This window comes from Arthrobacter sp. D3-18 (assembly GCF_054408525.1).
Map to the genome: position 1 here is coordinate 1,818,711 of NZ_CP096440.1, position 18,527 is coordinate 1,837,237.

Here is an 18,527-nt window from a genome sequence, read left to right on the forward strand (position 1 = left end):
GAGTGCTTGACCCGGTCGCGAACCGCTGAGCCTGTGTGCAGATAATGCCCCTAAGAACACATCGTGTTCAGGGGCATTATCTGTATGAAGAACCTGTGGAGGGCGGGGACTCAGTGCCGATCTTGGCGGACGATGAATACTTCCTTGATGAGCAGCATGATGGCTGCCGCAGTCGGAATGGCGATGAGCGCACCAAGCACGCCGAGCAAGCTGCCGCCGGCAATCACTGAGATCACCGCGACGGCCCCCGGCACCGCTACTGCGCGCTGCATGATGCGCGGTGAGATGAAGTACGCCTCGAACTGCAGGTAGGCGAAGTAGGCGATCGCGTATATCACGGCTGTCTGCCAGCCAGCGGTGAGTGCTACCAGGATGACCACAACAGCGGCGATCATGCCGCCTACCAGGGGAATGAAGGCCAGCAGGGCAACGACGAAGGCAAGCAGGACGCTGAAGGGGATGCCCAGGATGGTCATCAGGATGAAGGCAAAAATGGCGTTCAAGAGGGCAACGCACACCTGGCCTATGACGTAGTTGCCCACGGAGTCGGTGATCGCTTCGGAAAGCGCCTCGACACGTGGACGGCGGGACCGAGGAGCGAGGCGATAGGCCCACTTCTTCATCGATGGCAGGGCTGCCAGGAAGTAGAGGCTGAGGACCAGGACGATCAGGGAACCGAACAGGCCGTTGGCCACGGTGGAACCGAAACCGACCACACCGCCGAAGATTCCGCCCATCGCTTCGGGATCCTTGACGAACTTGTCCAGCTCAGTGGTGATACGGTCACGCACCCCAAATTGGCTGTCCGCGTTGCGGAAGAAGTCCGAGTCGAGGAAGCTGCGGATCCACTCCGGAGCTTGGCGGACGATTTCCGATACCTGCTCGACGATGGTGGGAATCAGCGTTGCGAAGAAGCCGGCCACGGCGAGCACAAGGGCTGAGACGGAGATGAGGATGCCGGCGGGCCGGGGCACTTTGCGGCCCTCAAGCCAGCGGACCACGGGATCAAGTCCGAGGGCGATGAAGAGTGCCGCCACGATCCACAGGATGAGCTGGGTGGTGTTGCTGGCGACGTAGAATACGGCCAAGGCAATGCCGACACCTGCAGTACCCATGAATCCGACATATACAGGGTGCTGGGATGACATGCGCGGGCCAGGGGCGCCGAAGCCGTGGTCGTCCTCCGGTCGGAAGCCTTCGCCGCGTTCGTCCGATTCGGTTTCCGGCGGCATTTCGAAGCGTACGCGGTTCCGGGCGCCGGGGATGGGTTGCCTCAGCCTGCGGCTGATGGCAGCAAGGCGTCCGGTGCGGACGGGAACCGCCGCAGCCGGAGCCGTTGCGGCAGTACCCTCGGAGGGGGCATCCACCGCACTTGACCCGGGCTCATCGACGGGACGGGGCTCCATGTGGTCTTTCACGCGGTTTAGCTGCCTTTTCAGTGGTGGTACGGGTGGACTTAGGCGTTGGAAGGCCCGGATATCATGATCATCGCCACAGTATCAGGAGCGCGGAATGGCGCTGCAGCGGCGCGGTGGCGGGCTTTTCGCGATGTCGGGGAGATCACCTCGATCTGACTCTCTGATAACAAAACGGTTACCCTTGAAGTTCAACGACCGCTGATGATAGGTGATCCTGTGCGTTTGAAGACTGCAGCCTTGCTGGTGCTGCTGGGCCTGCTGACGATGCTGGCCGGTATTGGCCAGCTGACTTTTTGGGCCCCCTCCGAGACCGTGACGGCTTCGGTTCCCAGCGATACCAAAGCTGCCCCGCTGACCGTGATCGACCAAAAGTTGATCGCCCTCCATGACGGGCCGGTGAAGATCAAGATCCAGGGCGAAGGCAACTTCATCGTCGCCACGGGACGCCCGGACGACGTCGAAGCCTGGGTCGGCGAGACTGCCCACAACACGTTGACCGGTGTCTCTGCGGACCAGAAGTCGCTGGAGGTGTCCTCTGCCGACGGCGAGGCCACGGCACCTTCCCCGGCTGGATCCGATTTGTGGGTCAGCACCGAAAACGCCAGCGGCGATCTGGACTACACCTGGAACCCTCCCGCCGATGGTGAATGGTCCCTTCTGGTAGCCGGCGACGGTACCCAGCCTGCGCCGTCGTCGATTTCCATGACGTTCCCCAACAACGCCACCACCCCCTGGGCAGTGCCTCTGATTGTTTTGGGCATCATCATCATCCTGATCGGAGCGGCACTGCCGTTCATCGCCAAAGCGCTCAATAATCGCCGCAAGCACGACGACGACGATGAGCCGCGCGATGGCGGAGAAACCACTACGCTCCCGGTTCAGCCCTCCACTGCCAAGTCGCCGGGCGTTGCGGCGCCAACTACCCAGTCGCCCACCGTTCAGCCGCCTGCTGGTGACAAAGGTCGTCGTCCTGGTGCCGGCACGGAAGGCCCAGCCCTCCGCGTCACGGCTCTCGCCGCTACGATGGCAGCCGTCTTGGTCGGAGGGACGGCAGTCGCCGCCCAAGCCACCACAACCCCCGAGGCCACCACGACCTCGTCCGCTGCAGCAACTGCTGAAGAGGCAACGCCTGTCATGCTGGAATCCCAGCTGCAGCGGATCCTTGAGCAGGTAGCGAGCACTGTAGATGCGGCGGACGCTGCCAAGGACGCAGCTAAATTGGCTCCGCGAGTAGACAAGATGGAACTCCAGGTCCGGACCCAGAACTACAAGATCCGGTCCACAGTATCTGCCTACGAACCACGGATGCCGGTCCGCGCCACCAAGCTTCAGAGCAGCGTCATCAGCACCAAGCGGGACTGGCCCCGTACGGTCTTCGCCCTCACACAGGGCGAGGGGAACGTCGTGCCGCAGGTCCTGACCCTCGTGCAGCTTTCACCTCGTGAAAATTACAAGTTGTGGGGCAGTGCGCCGCTACAGCCTGGCACCAACTTCCCCTCCTTCCCCATTCCGCGCAAGGGAACCGAGCCTGTACCGGCGAGTGACAGCACTGGCCTGGCCTACAGCGGTAATGAAGCCTTGGAAATCCTGAGCGAAATGCTGACGAACCCTGAGTCGCCTAACCGAAGCAAGTTGGCCGATGGGCAGTCGTCCCCTTACATCGCAGGTGCGCTGGCCTACCAAGCGGACACCGTGAAAAACGGAACCAGCGCCAACTTCAAGTTCACGCATACGCCGGTCACCAACCAGACCGTGGTGCTGCGGACAGCTGACGGCGGTGCCGTGGTTGTGGGTCGTCTGGACTTCGCTTTTGAGGGCACGCCCAAGGCGGCAGGCGACAAGCTTCTTCTTGAGGACGATTCCGCAGTCTTCGCCGGTGGTAAGGAAACAACCACGGGCATGGTTCTGAACTTCGCTGAATCCGTGGCCGTGTACATCCCGCCGGCAGGCTCTGCCGACCCCATGAAGCTCGTGGCAGCTACCCGCGGGCTGGTGGGGGCCAGCTTCAAGTAAGGCATACCCATGGCAGGGCAGCGGCTAGAGTGGACGGTATGAGTTCGCCCGGATACCGACCCACTCCAGCCGCTGCCAGCCAGCTCAATCTTCGCGGTGCCGTTGACCTGTCGTCGCTGCGCCGCCCGGCCACCCCGCCGGCGCCTGCCCCCTCTGCTTCGGCGGAGGGTGGATCGCCCGCGGATGGCACGTCCCAAGCGGGCGATGCCGGCAAAGCACCACTTCGAGTGGATGCAAGCGAATCAAATTTCCAGGATCTGGTGCAATTGTCCGCACAGATCCCCGTGCTTTTCCTGCTTTGGTCGCGCTATGCGCCCGAGTCACCCGCCGTCCTCGATGCAGCCGAACGCGTTGTTGAAAGTTACGGTGGCCGCTTGGTGCTTGCCGCCGCCGATGTGGACACCTTCCCGCAACTGGCGCAGGCCTTCCAGGTTCAGGCTGTTCCCACAGCAGTTGCCGTGGTCAAGGGACAGCCCGTCCCGCTCTTCCAAGGACCCGCGGATGACGAACAGATCCGAAACCTGGTTGAGGAACTTCTCAAGGTTGCTGCAGCAAACGGGGTCACAGGCAGCATTGGTGATGTCGCACCGGGAGGGGACGCGGAACCAGCACCACTGCCGCCACTCCATCAGGCAGCCATTGACGCGATCGAGGTCGGCGACTACGCCGGCGCAGCCGCAGCCTACAAGCAAGCGCTCCTCGAACAGCCGGCAGACACCGATGCCAAGGCCGGGTTGGCCCAGGTTGAGCTGATGGCCAGATTAGACCAGCTCTCTGCCCCGGAAGCCGAAAGCCTCCGCGAACTCGCCGCCGAAGAGCCGGACAACGTCCAGGCCCAGTTGACTGTGGCCGACCTCGACATCTCGGGCGGCCACATCGATGACGCTTTCAACCGCATTATCACGTTTATTGGCAGGAATTTCGGTCCCGAGCGTGAGACCGCTCGCGTGCGCCTCCTTGAGCTCTTCGAGGTTGTGGGAACCCAGGACGAGCGGGTGGCAAAGGCGCGTCAGGGGCTGGCGAGGGTTCTCTTCTAGTGCCGTCCGCGCTGTTCACTCCGCTTCAGCTGCGCTCACTAACAGTCCCGCACCGTGGGTGGGTATCGCCTATGTGCCAGTACAGCTGCCACCCGGAGACCGGAGAAGGCGTTCCCAACGACTGGCACCTGATGCACTTGGGTTCTTTTGCAGCCGGCGGTGCCGCGCTTATCCTAAGTGAGGCTGCGGCCGTTAACGCTGCAGGCAGAATCAGCCCCCTGGACGCTGGCTTGTACTCCGATGAGCAGGCGGCCGGATGGGAGCGGATAGTAGCGTTCGTCCACCGGCATGGTGCTGTCGACTGCAAAATAGGCGCGCAACTTGCCCACGCAGGGCGCAAGGCATCTACGTATTGGCCGTTTTCCGATCGCTCCGGCTCTGTTCCGGAGTCCGACGGCGGATGGGTCACCGTTGGGCCAGGCAGCGATCCGTTTGACGGCTACGCTGCGCCGGAAGCTATGAGCGACGCGGATATCCAGGGCGTGGTGGCCGACTTTGCCACCGCTGCCAGCCGGGCAGTGGCGGCTGGTTTCGACACTGTGGAGATCCACGGTGCCCACGGGTACCTCCTGCATCAGTTCCAAAGCCCGCTCATCAACACCCGGACGGATGGCTGGGGTGGAAATGAGGAGGGGCGCAATCGGCTTATACTCGCCGTGGTGGATGCAGTCAGGGAAGTCATCCCGGACTCCATGCCGCTCCTGCTCCGGATTTCCGCATCGGACTGGGCCGATGGCGGCGTTGACGTCGAGGCTTCTGTTCGCTTGGCCCGCGCCGCTGCCGAACGTGGCGTTGACCTTGTGGACGTCTCCAGCGGCGGCGCAGTAGCGCATCAGCAGATCAGGGCTGTGCCCGGTTATCAGGCTGGATTCGCCGAGCAGGTAAAGAACGACGCCGGGGTCCTCACCGGCGCGGTGGGCTTGCTTACGAGCGCCACCCAAGCGGAGGATATTGTGGCGAACGGCAGGGCTGATGCGGTTTTCATGGCCCGTGCCGCATTGCGGGATCCGCACTGGTGGCTCAGGGCTGCATACGAACTGGGCCACGACATTCCGTGGGTTCCGCAGTACCAGCGGGCCGTTCCCCGCCACGGCTTCTAGGACCTGCTCAGGTTCGTGTTGGCAAGGTTAGGCTGGGTCCATGACGGAACCACGCCATGAACCCACGCCCACTTCCGCGCCGCCACAAGCGTCCGCACCGCCACAAGCTTCGGCACCGCAACAGGCTCCCGAAACGCAGCCGGACACTCAATCACCGCTTGGCGCGCTCCCGCTGCCTTCAACTGGTCCTGCTGACGGTGCGCCGATGGCTGCACTGTCCATCCGCGGCCTGGCCAAGCGTTTCGGTGAGAAGATCGCCGTCGATGGCGTGAGCCTGGAAGTCCCAGCGGGTTCCTTCTACGGGATGGTTGGCCCCAACGGTGCCGGCAAGACCACCACGCTGTCCATGGCTACCGGTTTGCTGCGGCCCGACTTTGGCACGGCTTTGGTCCATGGCGTCGACGTTTGGGCGCGGCCCTTGGAAGCCAAGAAGCTCATGGGCGTCCTGCCGGATGGGGTGCGTCTTTTTGACAGGCTGACGGGCGAACAGTTGGTCACCTATTCCGGACTGCTCCGCGGCATGCATCGCGATGTTGTGGGCTCCCGGGTTTCTGAGTTGCTGGCCGCCCTTGATCTCCAGGCAGACGCCGGCACTTTGGTTGTTGACTACTCAGCCGGTATGACCAAGAAGATCGCCTTGGCTTCTGCCCTGATTCACGCCCCCCGCCTCCTTGTCCTGGATGAGCCCTTTGAATCGGTGGACCCCGTTTCGGCTTCCAACATCCGCGGCATATTGGAGAGCTACGTCGCTTCCGGCGGCACTGTCATCGTTTCCAGCCACGTCATGGACCTCGTGCAACGCATGTGCAGCCATGTCGCTGTGGTTGCCGGTGGTCGGGTGCTGGCGGCTGGATCTGTGGACGAGGTCCGGAACGGCTCCACCCTGGAAGAACGCTTTGTGCAGTTGGTGGGCGGCGGACACCGGACGGAGGGGCTCGAATGGTTGCGCACCTTCTGAGCCTGAAGTGGCGGCTGCTTCTTAACGGATTCAAACGCAGCCCGTGGCAGTTGGTGGGGATGGCACTCGGCTTGCTCTATGCGCTGGGTGTCCTTTCTCTTCTGATTGGTGGACTCATTGCGCTGCGTTGGGCCGACGCTGAGATTGCCCACACGGTGGTAGTGCTTGGCGGTGCGGCCACGGTGCTGGGGTGGGCCATCATTCCGCTCCTCGCTTCCGCGGCGGACATGACCTTGGACCCCGCTCGCTTCACCACGTTCGCGATTCCCCCGAGGCAACTACTGGCTGGGCTCGCCCTGGCGGGGTTCATCGGTATTCCGGGTTTGGCTACCTTGCTCGCCGCTTTGGGCACGGTGGGAACGTGGTGGCGTAGCGTTCCAGCTGTGGCCGGCGCTTTTTTGGGTGCCATTCTGGGTGCCCTTACATGCATCGTGTTGTCCAAGGTGGTAACGACGGCGACGGCCGGCCTTGCCTCCTCGCGACGCTTCAAGGACGTCAGCAGCATCATTGTCTTCATCCCGCTGATGCTGCTGGGGCCCATCATGGTGGGAATTATGGACGGCGTTCGCGGCAGTGCCGATTACCTGCCCGTGTTGGCGCGCACCGTGTCCTGGACACCGCTGGGTGCGGCCTGGTCCTTGGGCGGCGACTTGGCGTCCGGCAACGTCGGCGCCGCAGCCTTGAAATTCCTGATCTCCGCGGCAACCATTGCCGGCCTCCTCTTGTGCTGGCATATTCTGCTGCAGCGTGCTTTGGTGACGCCCCCGTACTCCGGAGGCTCGGCCAGGAAGGGCGGAAAACTTGGACTGTTTGCCCTTCTTCCCGGGACGCCCGCAGGCGCGGTTGCTGCCAGAGCTTTGATCTATTGGATGAAAGATCCAAGGTATGCGGCCTCCCTGGTGATTGTTCCCTTGTTTCCCGTCATCTTTTTCTTCAGCGGATCACAGAGTGGCAGCTACGACCTGCTCATGATCCTGGGACCGTTGACAGCGTTCATGATGGCTTGGTCCATCTGCGCTGATGTCTCGTACGACAACACAGCTTTTGCGCTCCACCTCGCGGCGGGTGTCAGGGGCATTGACGATCGCTTGGGTCGCGCCTTGGCCTGCTTGGCCATCTCACTTCCCGTGGTGCTCGTGTTTACTATTGGCCCACTTTTCGTCACGGGGGACTGGCGATGGCTCCCCAATCTTCTGGGGTTGTCGCTGGGAACTCTCTTTACCGGGTTGGGGCTCTCGTCGGTGATTTCGGCCCGCTACAACATCGCAGTACCTTTGCCGGGGGACAGCCCGTTCAAGAAACCGCCGGGAAATGTCGCCCAGACGCTGGCAGTGCAAGCCGTCGGTATGGGCGTGCTGGCGCTCCTGCTCATTCCGGAGCTTGCCTTGGTGGCTGTCCAGGCCTTCAGCGGGGGTCCGGAAACCGGTTGGATCAACCTGGCAGTGGGACCTCTACTCGGCGTCATCCTCTTCGTTCTTGGCGTCCGGCTCGGTGGAAAATGGTTGGACGCCCGCGGTCCGGAAATGTTCGCCCAACTCAGCGTGAACCGCTAGCCTGCGTAACAACCGTGCCCGTAGGTGGGACATGGGATAACGTCTTTGTCAGATAGCTCATAACTAAGAAAGGCCGTGACGATGGAAGTTGTCATTCTCCCTGGCACTAAGCAGATCGGTGCGCTTGCAGCCGATGCCATCGAAGCGCTGGTTCGCCGTAAGCCCAATGCAGTCCTGGGCTTGGCGACGGGGTCGTCACCGTTGCCCATTTACGATGAGTTGGCCAGCCGGTACGAGGCCGGGGGATTGGACTTCAGCCAGGCGCATGGGTTCGCTTTGGATGAATATGTTGGGCTCCAAGCAGGACATCCCGAGTCCTACCGCGAGGTCATCCGACGCGAGTTCACCAACCGGGTGAATATCAAACCGGAGAACGTCCATGGGCCGGATGGCGCGGCCGAGGACCTTGAGGCCGCATGCCAGGGCTACGAAGACGCCATTAAGGCGGTAGGTGGAGTCGATCTCCAGATTTTGGGCGTAGGAACAGACGGTCATATTGGCTTCAATGAGCCTGGCTCCTCCCTGGCATCCCGGACGCGCATCAAGACGCTGATCGAGCAGACCCGGAAGGACAACGCCCGTTTCTTCAACAGCATCGACGAGGTTCCCCACCATGTAGTCACGCAGGGACTCGGCACCATCATGGATGCCCGGCATGTGGTATTGGTCGCAACAGGCGCCCAGAAAGCCCAGGCTGTCCGGGATTTCGTGGAGGGGCCGGTTGCTGCAATTTGCGCGGCATCCATCCTTCAGATGCACCCGCATGCCACGGTTTTGGTGGATGAGGCGGCCGCGTCATCGCTGAAACTGGCCGATTATTATCGGCACACCTATGACAACAAGCCGGAGTGGCAGGGCCTGTAGACGGTAAGATGTTTGGCATGACTACGCTTCCTCCGGATCCATTCGAAAACGACCCCATGCGCGAGCTTTCCGGAGCCGGAACGTCCACTGCCACCATTGAGCGCGAGGAAACGCGCCAGGAAGTGGAGCCCGGCGACCGCGAGCGGTTTTCGCACTATGTCCGCAAGGAAAAGATCATGGAGTCGGCCCTGACCGGCGAGCCAGTCATTGCCCTGTGCGGCAAAGTCTGGACGCCGGGGCGCGATCCCAAGAAGTTCCCGGTCTGCCCGGAGTGCAAGGAGATTTATGAAGGCCTCCGCCCCGGCAATGACGGTGGAAAAAACGGCGGCCCGGGCAACTCCAAGTAGTGGGTGGGAAGAGAACTCCGGCCCTTTCTGATCATCACCGTCCTACGGCCCGCTTTGGCGTGCCCGGAAGGTCGGAGATCGTCGTCGCTGCCATCAGTCCGGGGGAGTCAGCATGACAGAAACACTTTTTGGTGGACCATCCCTGCCACCGGCATACCCGGAGCGTGCTGCGTGGGGCACAGCGCCCAAGCTCCGTGCGTGGCAGCAGGAGGCCCTGGACCTCTACATGACCCGCAATCCGAAGGACTTCCTCGCTGTGGCAACGCCCGGCGCTGGTAAGACCACCTTTGCGCTGCGCATCGCCACCACCCTGCTGGACAGCGGTGTGGTCAACCGCATCACCATCGTGGCGCCGACTGACCACCTGAAGCGGCAGTGGGCAGACGCCGCAGCAAAAGTGGGAGTCGCCATTGATCCCAATTTTAAGAACTCCGATGGCCAACACGGCCGGGGATTCGTCGGTGTTGCCGTCACGTACGCGCAGGTAGCGAGCAAGCCCATGTTGCATCGCGCGAAGACCGAAGCTGCCCGCACCTTGGTGATCCTGGATGAAATCCACCACGGCGGCGAGGCCCTTTCATGGGGAGACGGCCTGCGTGAGGCCTTTGATCCTGCTGCCCGGCGCTTGTCCTTGACGGGTACCCCTTTCCGTTCGGACACCTCGCCGATTCCCTTCGTCGAATACGCCGAGGACCGGGATGGCATTCGCCGTTCCAAGGCTGATTACACCTACGGCTATGGCAACGCACTGCGGGACCATGTGGTGCGTCCGGTCCTGTTCATGGCCTATTCAGGCCAGATGCGCTGGCGGACCAGTGCCGGTGACGAGATGGCGGCGTCCCTCGGGGAAGCAGCTGTAACCAAGGACATCACCTCACAGGCCTGGCGGACTGCCCTGAACCCCACGGGCGAGTGGATCCCGGCCGTCCTGGCGGCCGCAGACAAACGGCTTGGCGAGGTTCGGCGGACCGTACCCGACGCCGGCGGGCTGGTGATTGCCACGGACCATGATGACGCCCGTGCCTACGCCGGTCAGCTGAAGAAAATAACGGGTCAATCGCCCACTGTCATTCTCTCTGATGATTCCAAGGCATCCAGCAAGATCGAGGAGTTCTCCGCGGGGGACCAGCGATGGATGGTGGCTGTCCGCATGGTGTCCGAAGGCGTGGACGTTCCACGTCTATCAGTGGGCGTCTATGCCACCTCAACCTCTACGCCCCTGTTCTTTGCTCAGGCCGTGGGGCGCTTTGTGCGAGCCCGCAAGAGGGGAGAGACGGCGTCGGTATTCCTCCCATCCGTACCTCCGCTGATGGTGCTGGCCAACACCATGGAGGCCGAGCGCGATCACGCATTGGACCGCCCTGAAAAGGACGACGACGGCCTCTTCAACCCGGAAGAAAACCTCATGGCTGAGGCCAACCGGGAGGACAAGGCCTCAGACGAGCTCACCAAGGGCAAGTTTGAAGCCTTGGACTCCCAGGCCTCCTTTGACCGTGTCCTTTTCGACGGCGGCGAGTTTGGCACGGGTGCGGATATCGGTTCGGATGAGGAGCTGGACTTCCTGGGAATTCCGGGGCTTCTCGACGCCGAACAGGTGGGCACGCTGTTGCGTCAGCGCCAGCACGAACAGCAATCGCGCAAGAAGCGCCAGTCGCCCTTGGCAGCCGCTGCTGCGCCTGCGGTTCCTGACCATCGCATGCTGATGGACCTGCGCAACGAGCTGGCTAAGAACGTGGCCGCCTGGTCCGCCCGCACCGGCACTCCCCATGGAGTGGTGCATACCAAGCTGCGTGAAGTGTGTGGGGGACCCGCTGTGGCCCAGGCGAACGAGGAGCAGTTGCAGGCCCGCCTGCGCAAGCTTCAGGACTGGTTCATCGGCAGGAAGTAGCTGGCTCCAAATCAGCGAAAACCAAACAAGGGAGGGCGCCGCGATTCCGGCGCCCTCCCTTGTTTGAGCTCAATAAGTGCCGTCTTAGTCCCGTTCGACCTCGACGCCGGCGGCTTCCATTTCGTCGTAGGCGCCCGAAAGGTCCTCGGCGATTCCGGCTGTTAGTTCCGCGATGACCGTGGTGGTGTAACCGGCCTGGACGGCATCCAGTGCTGTGGCCTTGACGCAGTAGTCCGTTGCCAGCCCCACCACCACCACTTCCTCGACGTCGTGGCTCTGTAGCCAGTCGTCGAGCCCTATCGCGTCTTCATCGAGGACCTCCGCTACGGCGGTGCCTGCCTTCAGGTCTCCAGTGGGGACATCGTCCTCAGGAGCCAGAACGCCCTCAAAGCCTGAGTAAGCCGCGGTGAACTGTCCTTTTCGGAAGTACGCCTGGATGTACTCAGGATCAAGGTCTTCGTGGAGTTCAGCGCCTTTGCTCCTGGCCCTGCAGTGCGGAGGCCAGGAGTCAACCATGTCCGGGTCGTCTGAAAAGTGTTCACCGGGCTCGATGTGCCAATCCTGGGTGGCCACGATGTGGTCAAAGTGTTGCTGGTTGGCGTCCACGTACTCGGTGATGGCACCTGCAACGGCGGCGCCACCTTCGACAGCGAGCGTTCCACCCTCGCAGAAGTCATTTTGTACATCGACGATGATCAGGGCCCTGGACATCAGTTCTCCTCGTAGATGGTGGGGATGGCAGCCTCGCCCCGCTGCAGGCGGTTCACGACGGCGGGCAGCTCGGCCATGGTGGCCGCGTGCCGTTCACGGGCACGGATGACACCTTCAGGTCCGGTCCATCCGGGAAGCACCTCGCCGTTCTTGACGAACTGGTGAAGCAGGACGCGGTCGTTGCCGTCGTCTTCGGGGCGGTGGCCTATTCCCACGATTTCCTGGGTGGCACGGCCTCGTTCGTTGAGCTTGCGGAGGGCATATTTGCGTCCACCCACGCTGGCCTTGTTTTTCGCAGCCTTGGCAACTGAGATGAATTCGCCGGCGTCGTTGGTGCGGCTGACCAGCTTGTACACCATGCTGGCCGTCGGGGCCCCGGACCCGGTAACCAGGGAGGTACCAACTCCGTAGGAGTCCACCGGGGCGGACTGGAGGGCCGCGATGGCGAATTCGTCGAGGTCCGAGGTGACCACGATGCGGGTGTTGACGTTGCCGAGGTCATCGAGCATTTGGCGTACCCACTGCGCCTGGGCAATGAGGTCGCCGGAGTCCAGCCGGACTGCGCCAAGTTTGTCACCGGCCAGCTCGACGGCTGTGCGCACCGCCGTCTCGACGTCGTAGGTATCCACCAGCAGGGAAGTGCCGGGACCGAACGCGGCGATCTGTGCCTCGAAGGCCTCGCGCTCGGTGTCATGAAGGAGCGTGAAGGAGTGCGCTGCCGTGCCGACGGTTTTGATGCCGTAGCGCCGGCCGGCTTCCAGGTTGGAGGTGCTGGCGAAGCCGGCAATCACGGCCGCGCGGGCTGCCGCCGTCGCTGATTCCTCCTGTGTGCGCCGGGACCCCATCTCGATGCAGGGGCGTGTGCCGGCCGCCGAGGTCATCCTCGAAGCCGCGGAAGCAATGGCGCTGTCGTGGTTGAGGACCGAGAGGATGAAGGTTTCCAGGATGCAGGCCTCGGCGAAGGTCGATTCGACGATGAGGATGGGGGAGTTGGGGAAGTAGGCGTCACCTTCTGCGTACCCCCAGATGTCGCCGCTGAATTTGTAGTCGGCGAGGTAGTCCAGGGTTTCCTGGTTGACCACTTTGTTCTGCTCAAGGAAGGCAAGTTCGTCGTCGCCGAACCGGAAGTCAGCTATGCCTTCCAGCAGGCGTCCGGTGCCGCCCACCACGCCGTAGCGGCGGCCGTCCGGCAGCCGCCGGGCGAATGCTTCGAACACCGAGCGGCGGTGTGCAGCGCCCGAGTGTAAGGCTGCCTGAAGCATGGTCAGTTCGTAGTGGTCTGTGTACAAGGAAGTTGCGGGGTGGTCCCACGACGTGGCTCTACTCACGAATTCACTCTAGTGCGAGCCGCCATAGAATGGACAGATGAGCCCTAGCGTTGCGTATGGCACGGACATCGATGAGCGGACCAAAGCTGAAGAGCAGTCGTCCACCGATGTCCTGACAGCCCCTGATATCCCGTGGAACCTTGTGATCTGGAATGATCCCGTGAATCTGATGAGCTACGTGAGCTATGTGTTCCAGAGTTACTTCGGCTACTCCGAGTCCAAAGCCCACAAGCTGATGATGGAGGTCCATAAGAAGGGCCGCTCCATTGTGGCCCACGGTAGTAAGGAACAAGTGGAACAGCACGCTGTGGCGATGCACGGTTTTGGTCTCTGGGCCACAGTGGAAAAGGCCGCGAGTGGCAACGAAACACCCGGGAAGGGCGGCCGCCAGCGTGGCTAAGGCATTCAAATACGGTCTCAAGGGCATCAGCGGATACCTGGAGCCGGCGGAGCGTGACCTCCTGCGCGGATTGCTTGACGACGTCATTTCAATGCTGGAATCGGATGTCCGGGAAAACGAAGACCCGCTCGCAGCGCTGATCGGCTTGGATATGGACGTGAAGCAGCCAAGCGACCGCGCCCTGCTGCGTCTCCTGCCGAACGTCATGAAGGACGACGACGGCGGGTCGCTGGAGTTCCGCCAGCTCACCGAACGCTCTGTGCGGGAAAACAAAATCGGTGCCTTGAGGGCTGCAGCTTTGGGTCTGGATAAAAACGAGCTCGTTCTGACGCCGGAGGACGCTACCCGCTGGTCGATGGCGCTGAACGACGTCCGGCTTGTACTGGCCGAACGCCTGGACATCCGTGATGAAGCGGATGCCGAGCATATCCACAGTATGCAGGATTGGAGCCAGGCGGAGGACGTGGAGAGTTATCTGGCCCTCGTCTACAACTTCACTACGTGGCTCCAGGAGTCTTTGGTGCAGGCGATGATGGCCGCAAGGCAGGCGAAATCCTGATCCGGATGGCGGGTTGCTGCTCCTGCCCCGAAACAAATGCGACCGCCTTGTGACAAATCAGACACGAGGCGGAGAGCACAGGTAATGGCCGCACACCGCGGGAAGCCTTATTCTCGAATAATTATGACTTCATCATCGGGTTCACCAAGCGGCGCGTTGGGCAGTGACGCCCCCATCGGCAACGGGGAACTCATAGGGACACGTCCAATCGGCATTTTTGACTCAGGCGTGGGTGGGCTGACGGTGGCGCGTTCCATCATCGACCAACTCCCCAACGAATCAATCCTCTACGTGGGCGACACCGCAAATGGCCCTTATGGTCCACTGCCCATTGCCGAGGTCCGGGCGAATGCGCTGGGCGTTATGGACGAACTGGTGGATTCAGGCGTGAAGTTGCTGACTATCGCCTGTAACTCGGCTTCTGCCGCGGTGCTCCGTGATGCCAGGGAACGCTATACAGCACGCTATGGCATCCCGGTCATCGAAGTTATCCAGCCGGCGGTCCGGCGCGCTGTCTCTGCTACCCGTTCCGGAAAAATCGGTGTCATCGGAACCTCCGCCACGGTGGGGTCCAGAGCTTATGAGGACACGTTTGCTGCCGCTCCGGACCTGACGATTACGTCCGTGGCCTGCCCGGCGTTCGTGAACTTCGTGGAGGCCGGAATCACCACCGGTCCGGACCTCCTGGCCGCCGCCAATGAATATCTGGAGCCCCTTAAGCACGCCGGAGTGGACACTGTAGTCCTGGGCTGCACCCACTACCCACTGCTGACCGGCGTCATCTCATTCGTGATGGGCGAGGACGTCACGCTTGTCTCCAGCGCTGAAGAGACTGCCAAGGACGTCTACCGCGCCTTGGCCAACCACGGCATCCAACGGACGGGGTCCCAAGCACCCAGCCATGAATTCATAGCCACTGGTGATGCCACTCAATTCGAAATCCTGGCCCGCCGCTTCCTGGGCCCGGAGGTCCTCTCCGTGAAACATGTGGACCACGTCGCGGCCCAGTACCCGACAGGCAGCCTTGCCCGCATTACTCCCGAGATGCTGGAAGCGGCACGATCGGGAGCGGGACTGTCCCGCCGCTCGTACTTCGTCCAGCCCGAGGACGCCCTCACCAGTGGCACCGGCACAACAATGGGGCGTGGCCTGTGAAGCTGACCATAGTGGGCTGCACAGGCTCGTTCCCGGGTCCGGGTTCGCCGGCGTCGTGCTATCTGGTGACAGCTCACGACGGTGAGCGCGAGTGGAAGATCGTGATGGATCTGGGCAGTGGTGCCTTGGGGGCCATCCAGCGCTATACGGACTTGGAAGACATCGACGCGATCTTCCTCACCCACTTGCACCCCGATCACTGCATGGACCTGTGTGGCCTGCATGTCGCGGTCCGGTGGAAGCCCGGCGGGTGGGGCCGGGACCGCCTGCCTGTTTGGGGTCCTGCAGCTACCGCGGACAGAATGGCCACTGCCTATGGGCTGGACCTGGATCCCGGGATGCACGAGGAATTCGACTTCACCAACTGGACTGAGCTCAAGCCGGTCACAGTGGGGCCGTTCACAGTGACCCCCTTCGCCGTTAATCACCCCGTTGAAGAGGCTTATGCGTTGCGGGTCACGGCTACGGAACCGGGCAAGGACGGCGTATCCGTGACCAAGATCCTGACGTATTCGGGGGACACCGATTCCTGCCAGGGACTCGAAGATGCCGCGAGGGACTCAGACCTGTTCCTTTGTGAGGCGGCCTTCGAGGAAGGCCGCGACGACGGGATCAAGGACGTCCACCTCACCGGTAAGCGTGCAGGCGAGGCCGCAATGAATGCAGGTGCCAAGCGCCTCCTCCTGACACACATCCCGGTGTGGACCTCACAGACCAAAGTACTGTCCGAGGCCAAACCGGTATTCAGCGGTGACGTGGCTGTTGCCGTTGCCGGAGTTCACTACACAATTTAGCTGTCCGCTTCGATCCAACTGTGCGCTTCGATCCAACTTCGTAGGGCGTCGGGTTGCGGCCGTCAGCTTGGCTAAGCTTGAACCATGACTTCTGAAGCTACAGCCACTCCCGTCATCCGCGCCGATGGCCGGACCCCTGACCAACTGCGACCCATCAGCATTACCCGCGGCTGGTCCAAGCAGGCGGAGGGCTCGGCGCTGATCGAATTCGGGAACACCCGGGTTCTGTGCACAGCTTCGCTGACCGAGGGTGTGCCCCGCTGGCTCAAAGGCGAAGGCCGCGGCTGGGTAACGGCTGAGTACGCCATGCTTCCCCGGGCCACAAACACCCGGTCTGACCGCGAGTCGGTCAAGGGCAAGATCGGTGGACGCACCCACGAGATCTCCCGCCTCATTGGCCGCTCGCTGCGCTCCATCATCGACACCAAGGCGCTGGGTGAAAACACGATCGTCCTGGACTGCGATGTCCTCCAGGCGGACGGCGGTACACGCACTGCCGCGATCACCGGCGCCTACGTGGCACTGGCGGAAGCCATCCGTTTTGCCCGTGAGAACAAGCTGATCGCCCGCAACGCAGAGCCCTTGGTGGACACCATCGCAGCAGTTTCCGTGGGCATCATCGATGGTGTTCCGATGCTGGACCTCCCGTACGTGGAAGACGTTCGCGCGGAGACCGACATGAATGTTGTGGTCACCGGTTCGGGCAAATTTGTGGAAGTTCAGGGAACCGCGGAAGGTGCCCCGTTCGACCGCGACGAGCTCAACGCGCTGCTTGATCTCGCTCTCCTGGGCACCAGCCAGCTGTCCGCAATCCAGCGCGAGACGCTGGCGGAGGCTCCGTGAGCGGCACGCCGACGTCCGGCGCTCCACGCCTCGTCCTGGCAACCCACAACAAGGGCAAGCTGAAGGAACTACGCGAACTGCTCCGGGGCCAGGTTCCAGGGCTCGACGTCGACACCCAGGTGGTGGACGCCGCTGCGGCAGGTGCCCCGGATGTTGCCGAAACCGGTGTCACCTTCGCCGAGAACTCCCTCCTCAAGGCCAAGGCCGTGGCGGAAGCGACTGGCCTGGTGGCCATCGCTGACGACTCCGGATTGGCCGTTGATGTCCTGGGCGGGGCCCCGGGTATTTTTTCGGCACGTTGGTCCGGAAGGCATGGCGATGACGTCGCCAACCTGAACCTGTTGCTGGCACAGCTCTCTGATGTCCCGGACTCGTTCCGCGGGGCCGCGTTTGTCTGTGCGGCTGCATTGGCTGTCCCTGGTCCCGACGGCATTGCCCACGAGACCGTGGAGTATGGCCAGTTGGAAGGGACACTCCTGCGCGAGCCCCGCGGCGAGGGTGGATTCGGCTATGACCCCGTGCTGCAACCGGCCGGCATGGATCGGAGCTGCGCCGAGCTTAGCTCTGAGGAGAAGAACGCCATCAGCCACAGGGGGCAGGCGTTCCGCGCGCTGCTTCCCGCGATTGTGTCGGCTTTGTCCGAGACCGGTTCGAACTAGATCCTTCGTGGACGCAAAAGGCACCCCGCTGTGCGGGGTGCCTTTTCGTGTGCCTGGGGAGGTTGCTGGAGCTCTAATGCTCGCTGTGCTTGCCGCCCTCGTGCTCCTCGATGAACTCTTCCACAGGGTCGGTGCCTGCGGCCGCGGCCCTGCGCTTTGCCATGAATCCCCGGCCGATCTCAATGAAGATCGGGATGACGGAGATCAGGACGATGACGATGAAGATGATGTCGATGTTGTTGCCAACCCACTCGAACTGGCCAAGCCACGCGCCGAGCAAGGTAACGCCACCGCCCCAGAGGACTGCGCCGATGACGTTGAAAAGGAAGAACTTGCGCTTGTCCATCTGCGCAACACCCACGATCACCGGCACGAAAGTGCGGATGATGGGAACGAACCGCGCCAGGATCAAGGCCTTGCCGCCGTGCTTTTCGAAGAACGCGTGCGCGCTCTCCACGTTTTCCTTCTTGAACAGCCGTGAATCCGGCTTGTTGAAGATTGCCGGGCCGGCCTTGGACCCGATGAGGTAACCGGTTTGGTTACCGATGATGGCAGCCACGATGATCATGGCGCACATGGCCCACAGATTGAACTCGATGGCGCCGGTGGAGACCAGGAGTCCCGCCGTGAACAGCATGGAGTCACCGGGCAGGAAGAACCCCACCAAAAGGCCTGTTTCTGCGAACACAATGGCGCAGACCAGGAGGACCACCCACGGTCCCAAAGGTGAATCGCGGAGGAAGACGTCGGGGTTCAGCCAGTCCGGCAGGAACGAAGCCATAGGCGGCGAAACCGGTCCCGCGCCCCCGAATGTGGATACGGCAAGGTCGCTTATCGCAGAAAAGATCACCCATCAAGCCTACTTGACGGCCGTCGTCGTATTTTTCCCGGCTTTCACTT

Annotated in this window: 18 protein-coding genes; 14 read left to right on the top strand and 4 right to left on the bottom strand. The window is 62.3% G+C overall.

Annotated elements, in window-relative coordinates; translation table 11 throughout:
• Positions 1-110: 110 nt before the first annotated feature.
• Positions 111-1,418: an AI-2E family transporter gene (locus M1D89_RS10585; RefSeq protein WP_498650344.1), complete on the bottom strand. Its 1,308-nt coding sequence runs from the start codon at positions 1,416-1,418 to the stop codon at positions 111-113.
• Between the two features lie 201 nt (positions 1,419-1,619).
• On the opposite strand from M1D89_RS10585, the gene M1D89_RS10590 reads away from it, so the two are divergent.
• The 8 genes from M1D89_RS10590 to M1D89_RS10625 all read left to right on the top strand — a co-directional run bounded on the left by M1D89_RS10590 (position 1,620) and on the right by M1D89_RS10625 (position 11,178).
• Positions 1,620-3,431, top strand: coding sequence for a DUF8094 domain-containing protein (locus tag M1D89_RS10590; RefSeq protein ID WP_498650348.1), 1,812 nt, complete (start codon positions 1,620-1,622; stop codon positions 3,429-3,431).
• 38 nt (positions 3,432-3,469) lie between these two features.
• Complete coding sequence (locus tag M1D89_RS10595; protein WP_498650350.1) at positions 3,470-4,468, top strand: co-chaperone YbbN; 999 nt, start codon at positions 3,470-3,472, stop codon at positions 4,466-4,468.
• Positions 4,468-5,568 carry an NADH:flavin oxidoreductase/NADH oxidase gene (locus M1D89_RS10600; protein WP_498650352.1) on the top strand — a complete coding sequence of 367 codons (1,101 nt, stop codon included), beginning with the start codon at positions 4,468-4,470 and terminating at the stop codon, positions 5,566-5,568. Before M1D89_RS10595 ends, M1D89_RS10600 begins: the two co-directional genes overlap by 1 nt.
• A 40-nt stretch (positions 5,569-5,608) precedes the next feature.
• Positions 5,609-6,526, top strand: coding sequence for an ABC transporter ATP-binding protein (locus M1D89_RS10605; RefSeq protein ID WP_498650354.1), 918 nt, complete (start codon positions 5,609-5,611; stop codon positions 6,524-6,526).
• Positions 6,508-8,079 (top strand): transporter, encoded by a 1,572-nt coding sequence (locus M1D89_RS10610; protein ID WP_498650357.1) that lies wholly within the window; start codon positions 6,508-6,510, stop codon positions 8,077-8,079. The genes M1D89_RS10605 and M1D89_RS10610 overlap by 19 nt, the downstream gene beginning before the upstream one ends.
• A gap of 81 nt (positions 8,080-8,160) precedes the next feature.
• Positions 8,161-8,943 carry a glucosamine-6-phosphate deaminase gene (gene nagB / locus M1D89_RS10615; protein ID WP_498650359.1) on the top strand — a complete coding sequence of 261 codons (783 nt, stop codon included), beginning with the start codon at positions 8,161-8,163 and terminating at the stop codon, positions 8,941-8,943.
• A gap of 8 nt (positions 8,944-8,951) precedes the next feature.
• Positions 8,952-9,290 (top strand): DUF3039 domain-containing protein, encoded by a 339-nt coding sequence (locus M1D89_RS10620; RefSeq protein ID WP_017200120.1) that lies wholly within the window; start codon positions 8,952-8,954, stop codon positions 9,288-9,290.
• A gap of 112 nt (positions 9,291-9,402) precedes the next feature.
• Complete coding sequence (locus M1D89_RS10625; protein ID WP_091468360.1) at positions 9,403-11,178, top strand: DEAD/DEAH box helicase; 1,776 nt, start codon at positions 9,403-9,405, stop codon at positions 11,176-11,178.
• An 84-nt stretch (positions 11,179-11,262) separates the two neighbouring features.
• On the opposite strand, the gene M1D89_RS10630 is transcribed toward M1D89_RS10625, so the two are convergent.
• Both M1D89_RS10630 and M1D89_RS10635 read right to left on the bottom strand, forming a co-directional pair.
• Positions 11,263-11,889, bottom strand: coding sequence for an isochorismatase family protein (locus tag M1D89_RS10630; protein ID WP_498650362.1), 627 nt, complete (start codon positions 11,887-11,889; stop codon positions 11,263-11,265).
• Positions 11,889-13,217, bottom strand: coding sequence for a nicotinate phosphoribosyltransferase (locus M1D89_RS10635; protein WP_498650364.1), 1,329 nt, complete (start codon positions 13,215-13,217; stop codon positions 11,889-11,891). Before M1D89_RS10635 ends, M1D89_RS10630 begins: the two co-directional genes overlap by 1 nt.
• A 37-nt stretch (positions 13,218-13,254) precedes the next feature.
• Here M1D89_RS10635 and clpS point away from each other — a divergent pair, with 37 nt between their 5' ends.
• The 6 genes from clpS to rdgB all read left to right on the top strand — a co-directional run bounded on the left by clpS (position 13,255) and on the right by rdgB (position 17,627).
• Positions 13,255-13,617 (top strand): ATP-dependent Clp protease adapter ClpS, encoded by a 363-nt coding sequence (gene clpS, locus M1D89_RS10640; RefSeq protein ID WP_419200220.1) that lies wholly within the window; start codon positions 13,255-13,257, stop codon positions 13,615-13,617.
• On the top strand, positions 13,610-14,176 hold the full coding sequence (locus tag M1D89_RS10645; protein WP_178996802.1) for a DUF2017 domain-containing protein: 567 nt from the start codon (positions 13,610-13,612) through the stop codon (positions 14,174-14,176). The genes clpS and M1D89_RS10645 overlap by 8 nt, the downstream gene beginning before the upstream one ends.
• Before the next feature lie 84 nt (positions 14,177-14,260).
• Positions 14,261-15,331 carry a glutamate racemase gene (gene murI, locus M1D89_RS10650; protein WP_498650367.1) on the top strand — a complete coding sequence of 357 codons (1,071 nt, stop codon included), beginning with the start codon at positions 14,261-14,263 and terminating at the stop codon, positions 15,329-15,331.
• Positions 15,328-16,125 carry an MBL fold metallo-hydrolase gene (locus M1D89_RS10655; RefSeq protein WP_498650368.1) on the top strand — a complete coding sequence of 266 codons (798 nt, stop codon included), beginning with the start codon at positions 15,328-15,330 and terminating at the stop codon, positions 16,123-16,125. Before murI ends, M1D89_RS10655 begins: the two co-directional genes overlap by 4 nt.
• A gap of 84 nt (positions 16,126-16,209) precedes the next feature.
• Complete coding sequence (gene rph, locus M1D89_RS10660) at positions 16,210-16,968, top strand: ribonuclease PH (protein ID WP_256491571.1); 759 nt, start codon at positions 16,210-16,212, stop codon at positions 16,966-16,968.
• Positions 16,965-17,627, top strand: a complete 663-nt coding sequence (gene rdgB / locus M1D89_RS10665; RefSeq protein WP_498650370.1) for an RdgB/HAM1 family non-canonical purine NTP pyrophosphatase — start codon at positions 16,965-16,967, stop codon at positions 17,625-17,627. Before rph ends, rdgB begins: the two co-directional genes overlap by 4 nt.
• A gap of 73 nt (positions 17,628-17,700) precedes the next feature.
• Here rdgB and M1D89_RS10670 read toward each other — a convergent pair whose 3' ends face one another.
• Complete coding sequence (locus M1D89_RS10670) at positions 17,701-18,462, bottom strand: DedA family protein (RefSeq protein WP_498650938.1); 762 nt, start codon at positions 18,460-18,462, stop codon at positions 17,701-17,703.
• Between the last annotated feature and the right edge of the window lie 65 nt (positions 18,463-18,527).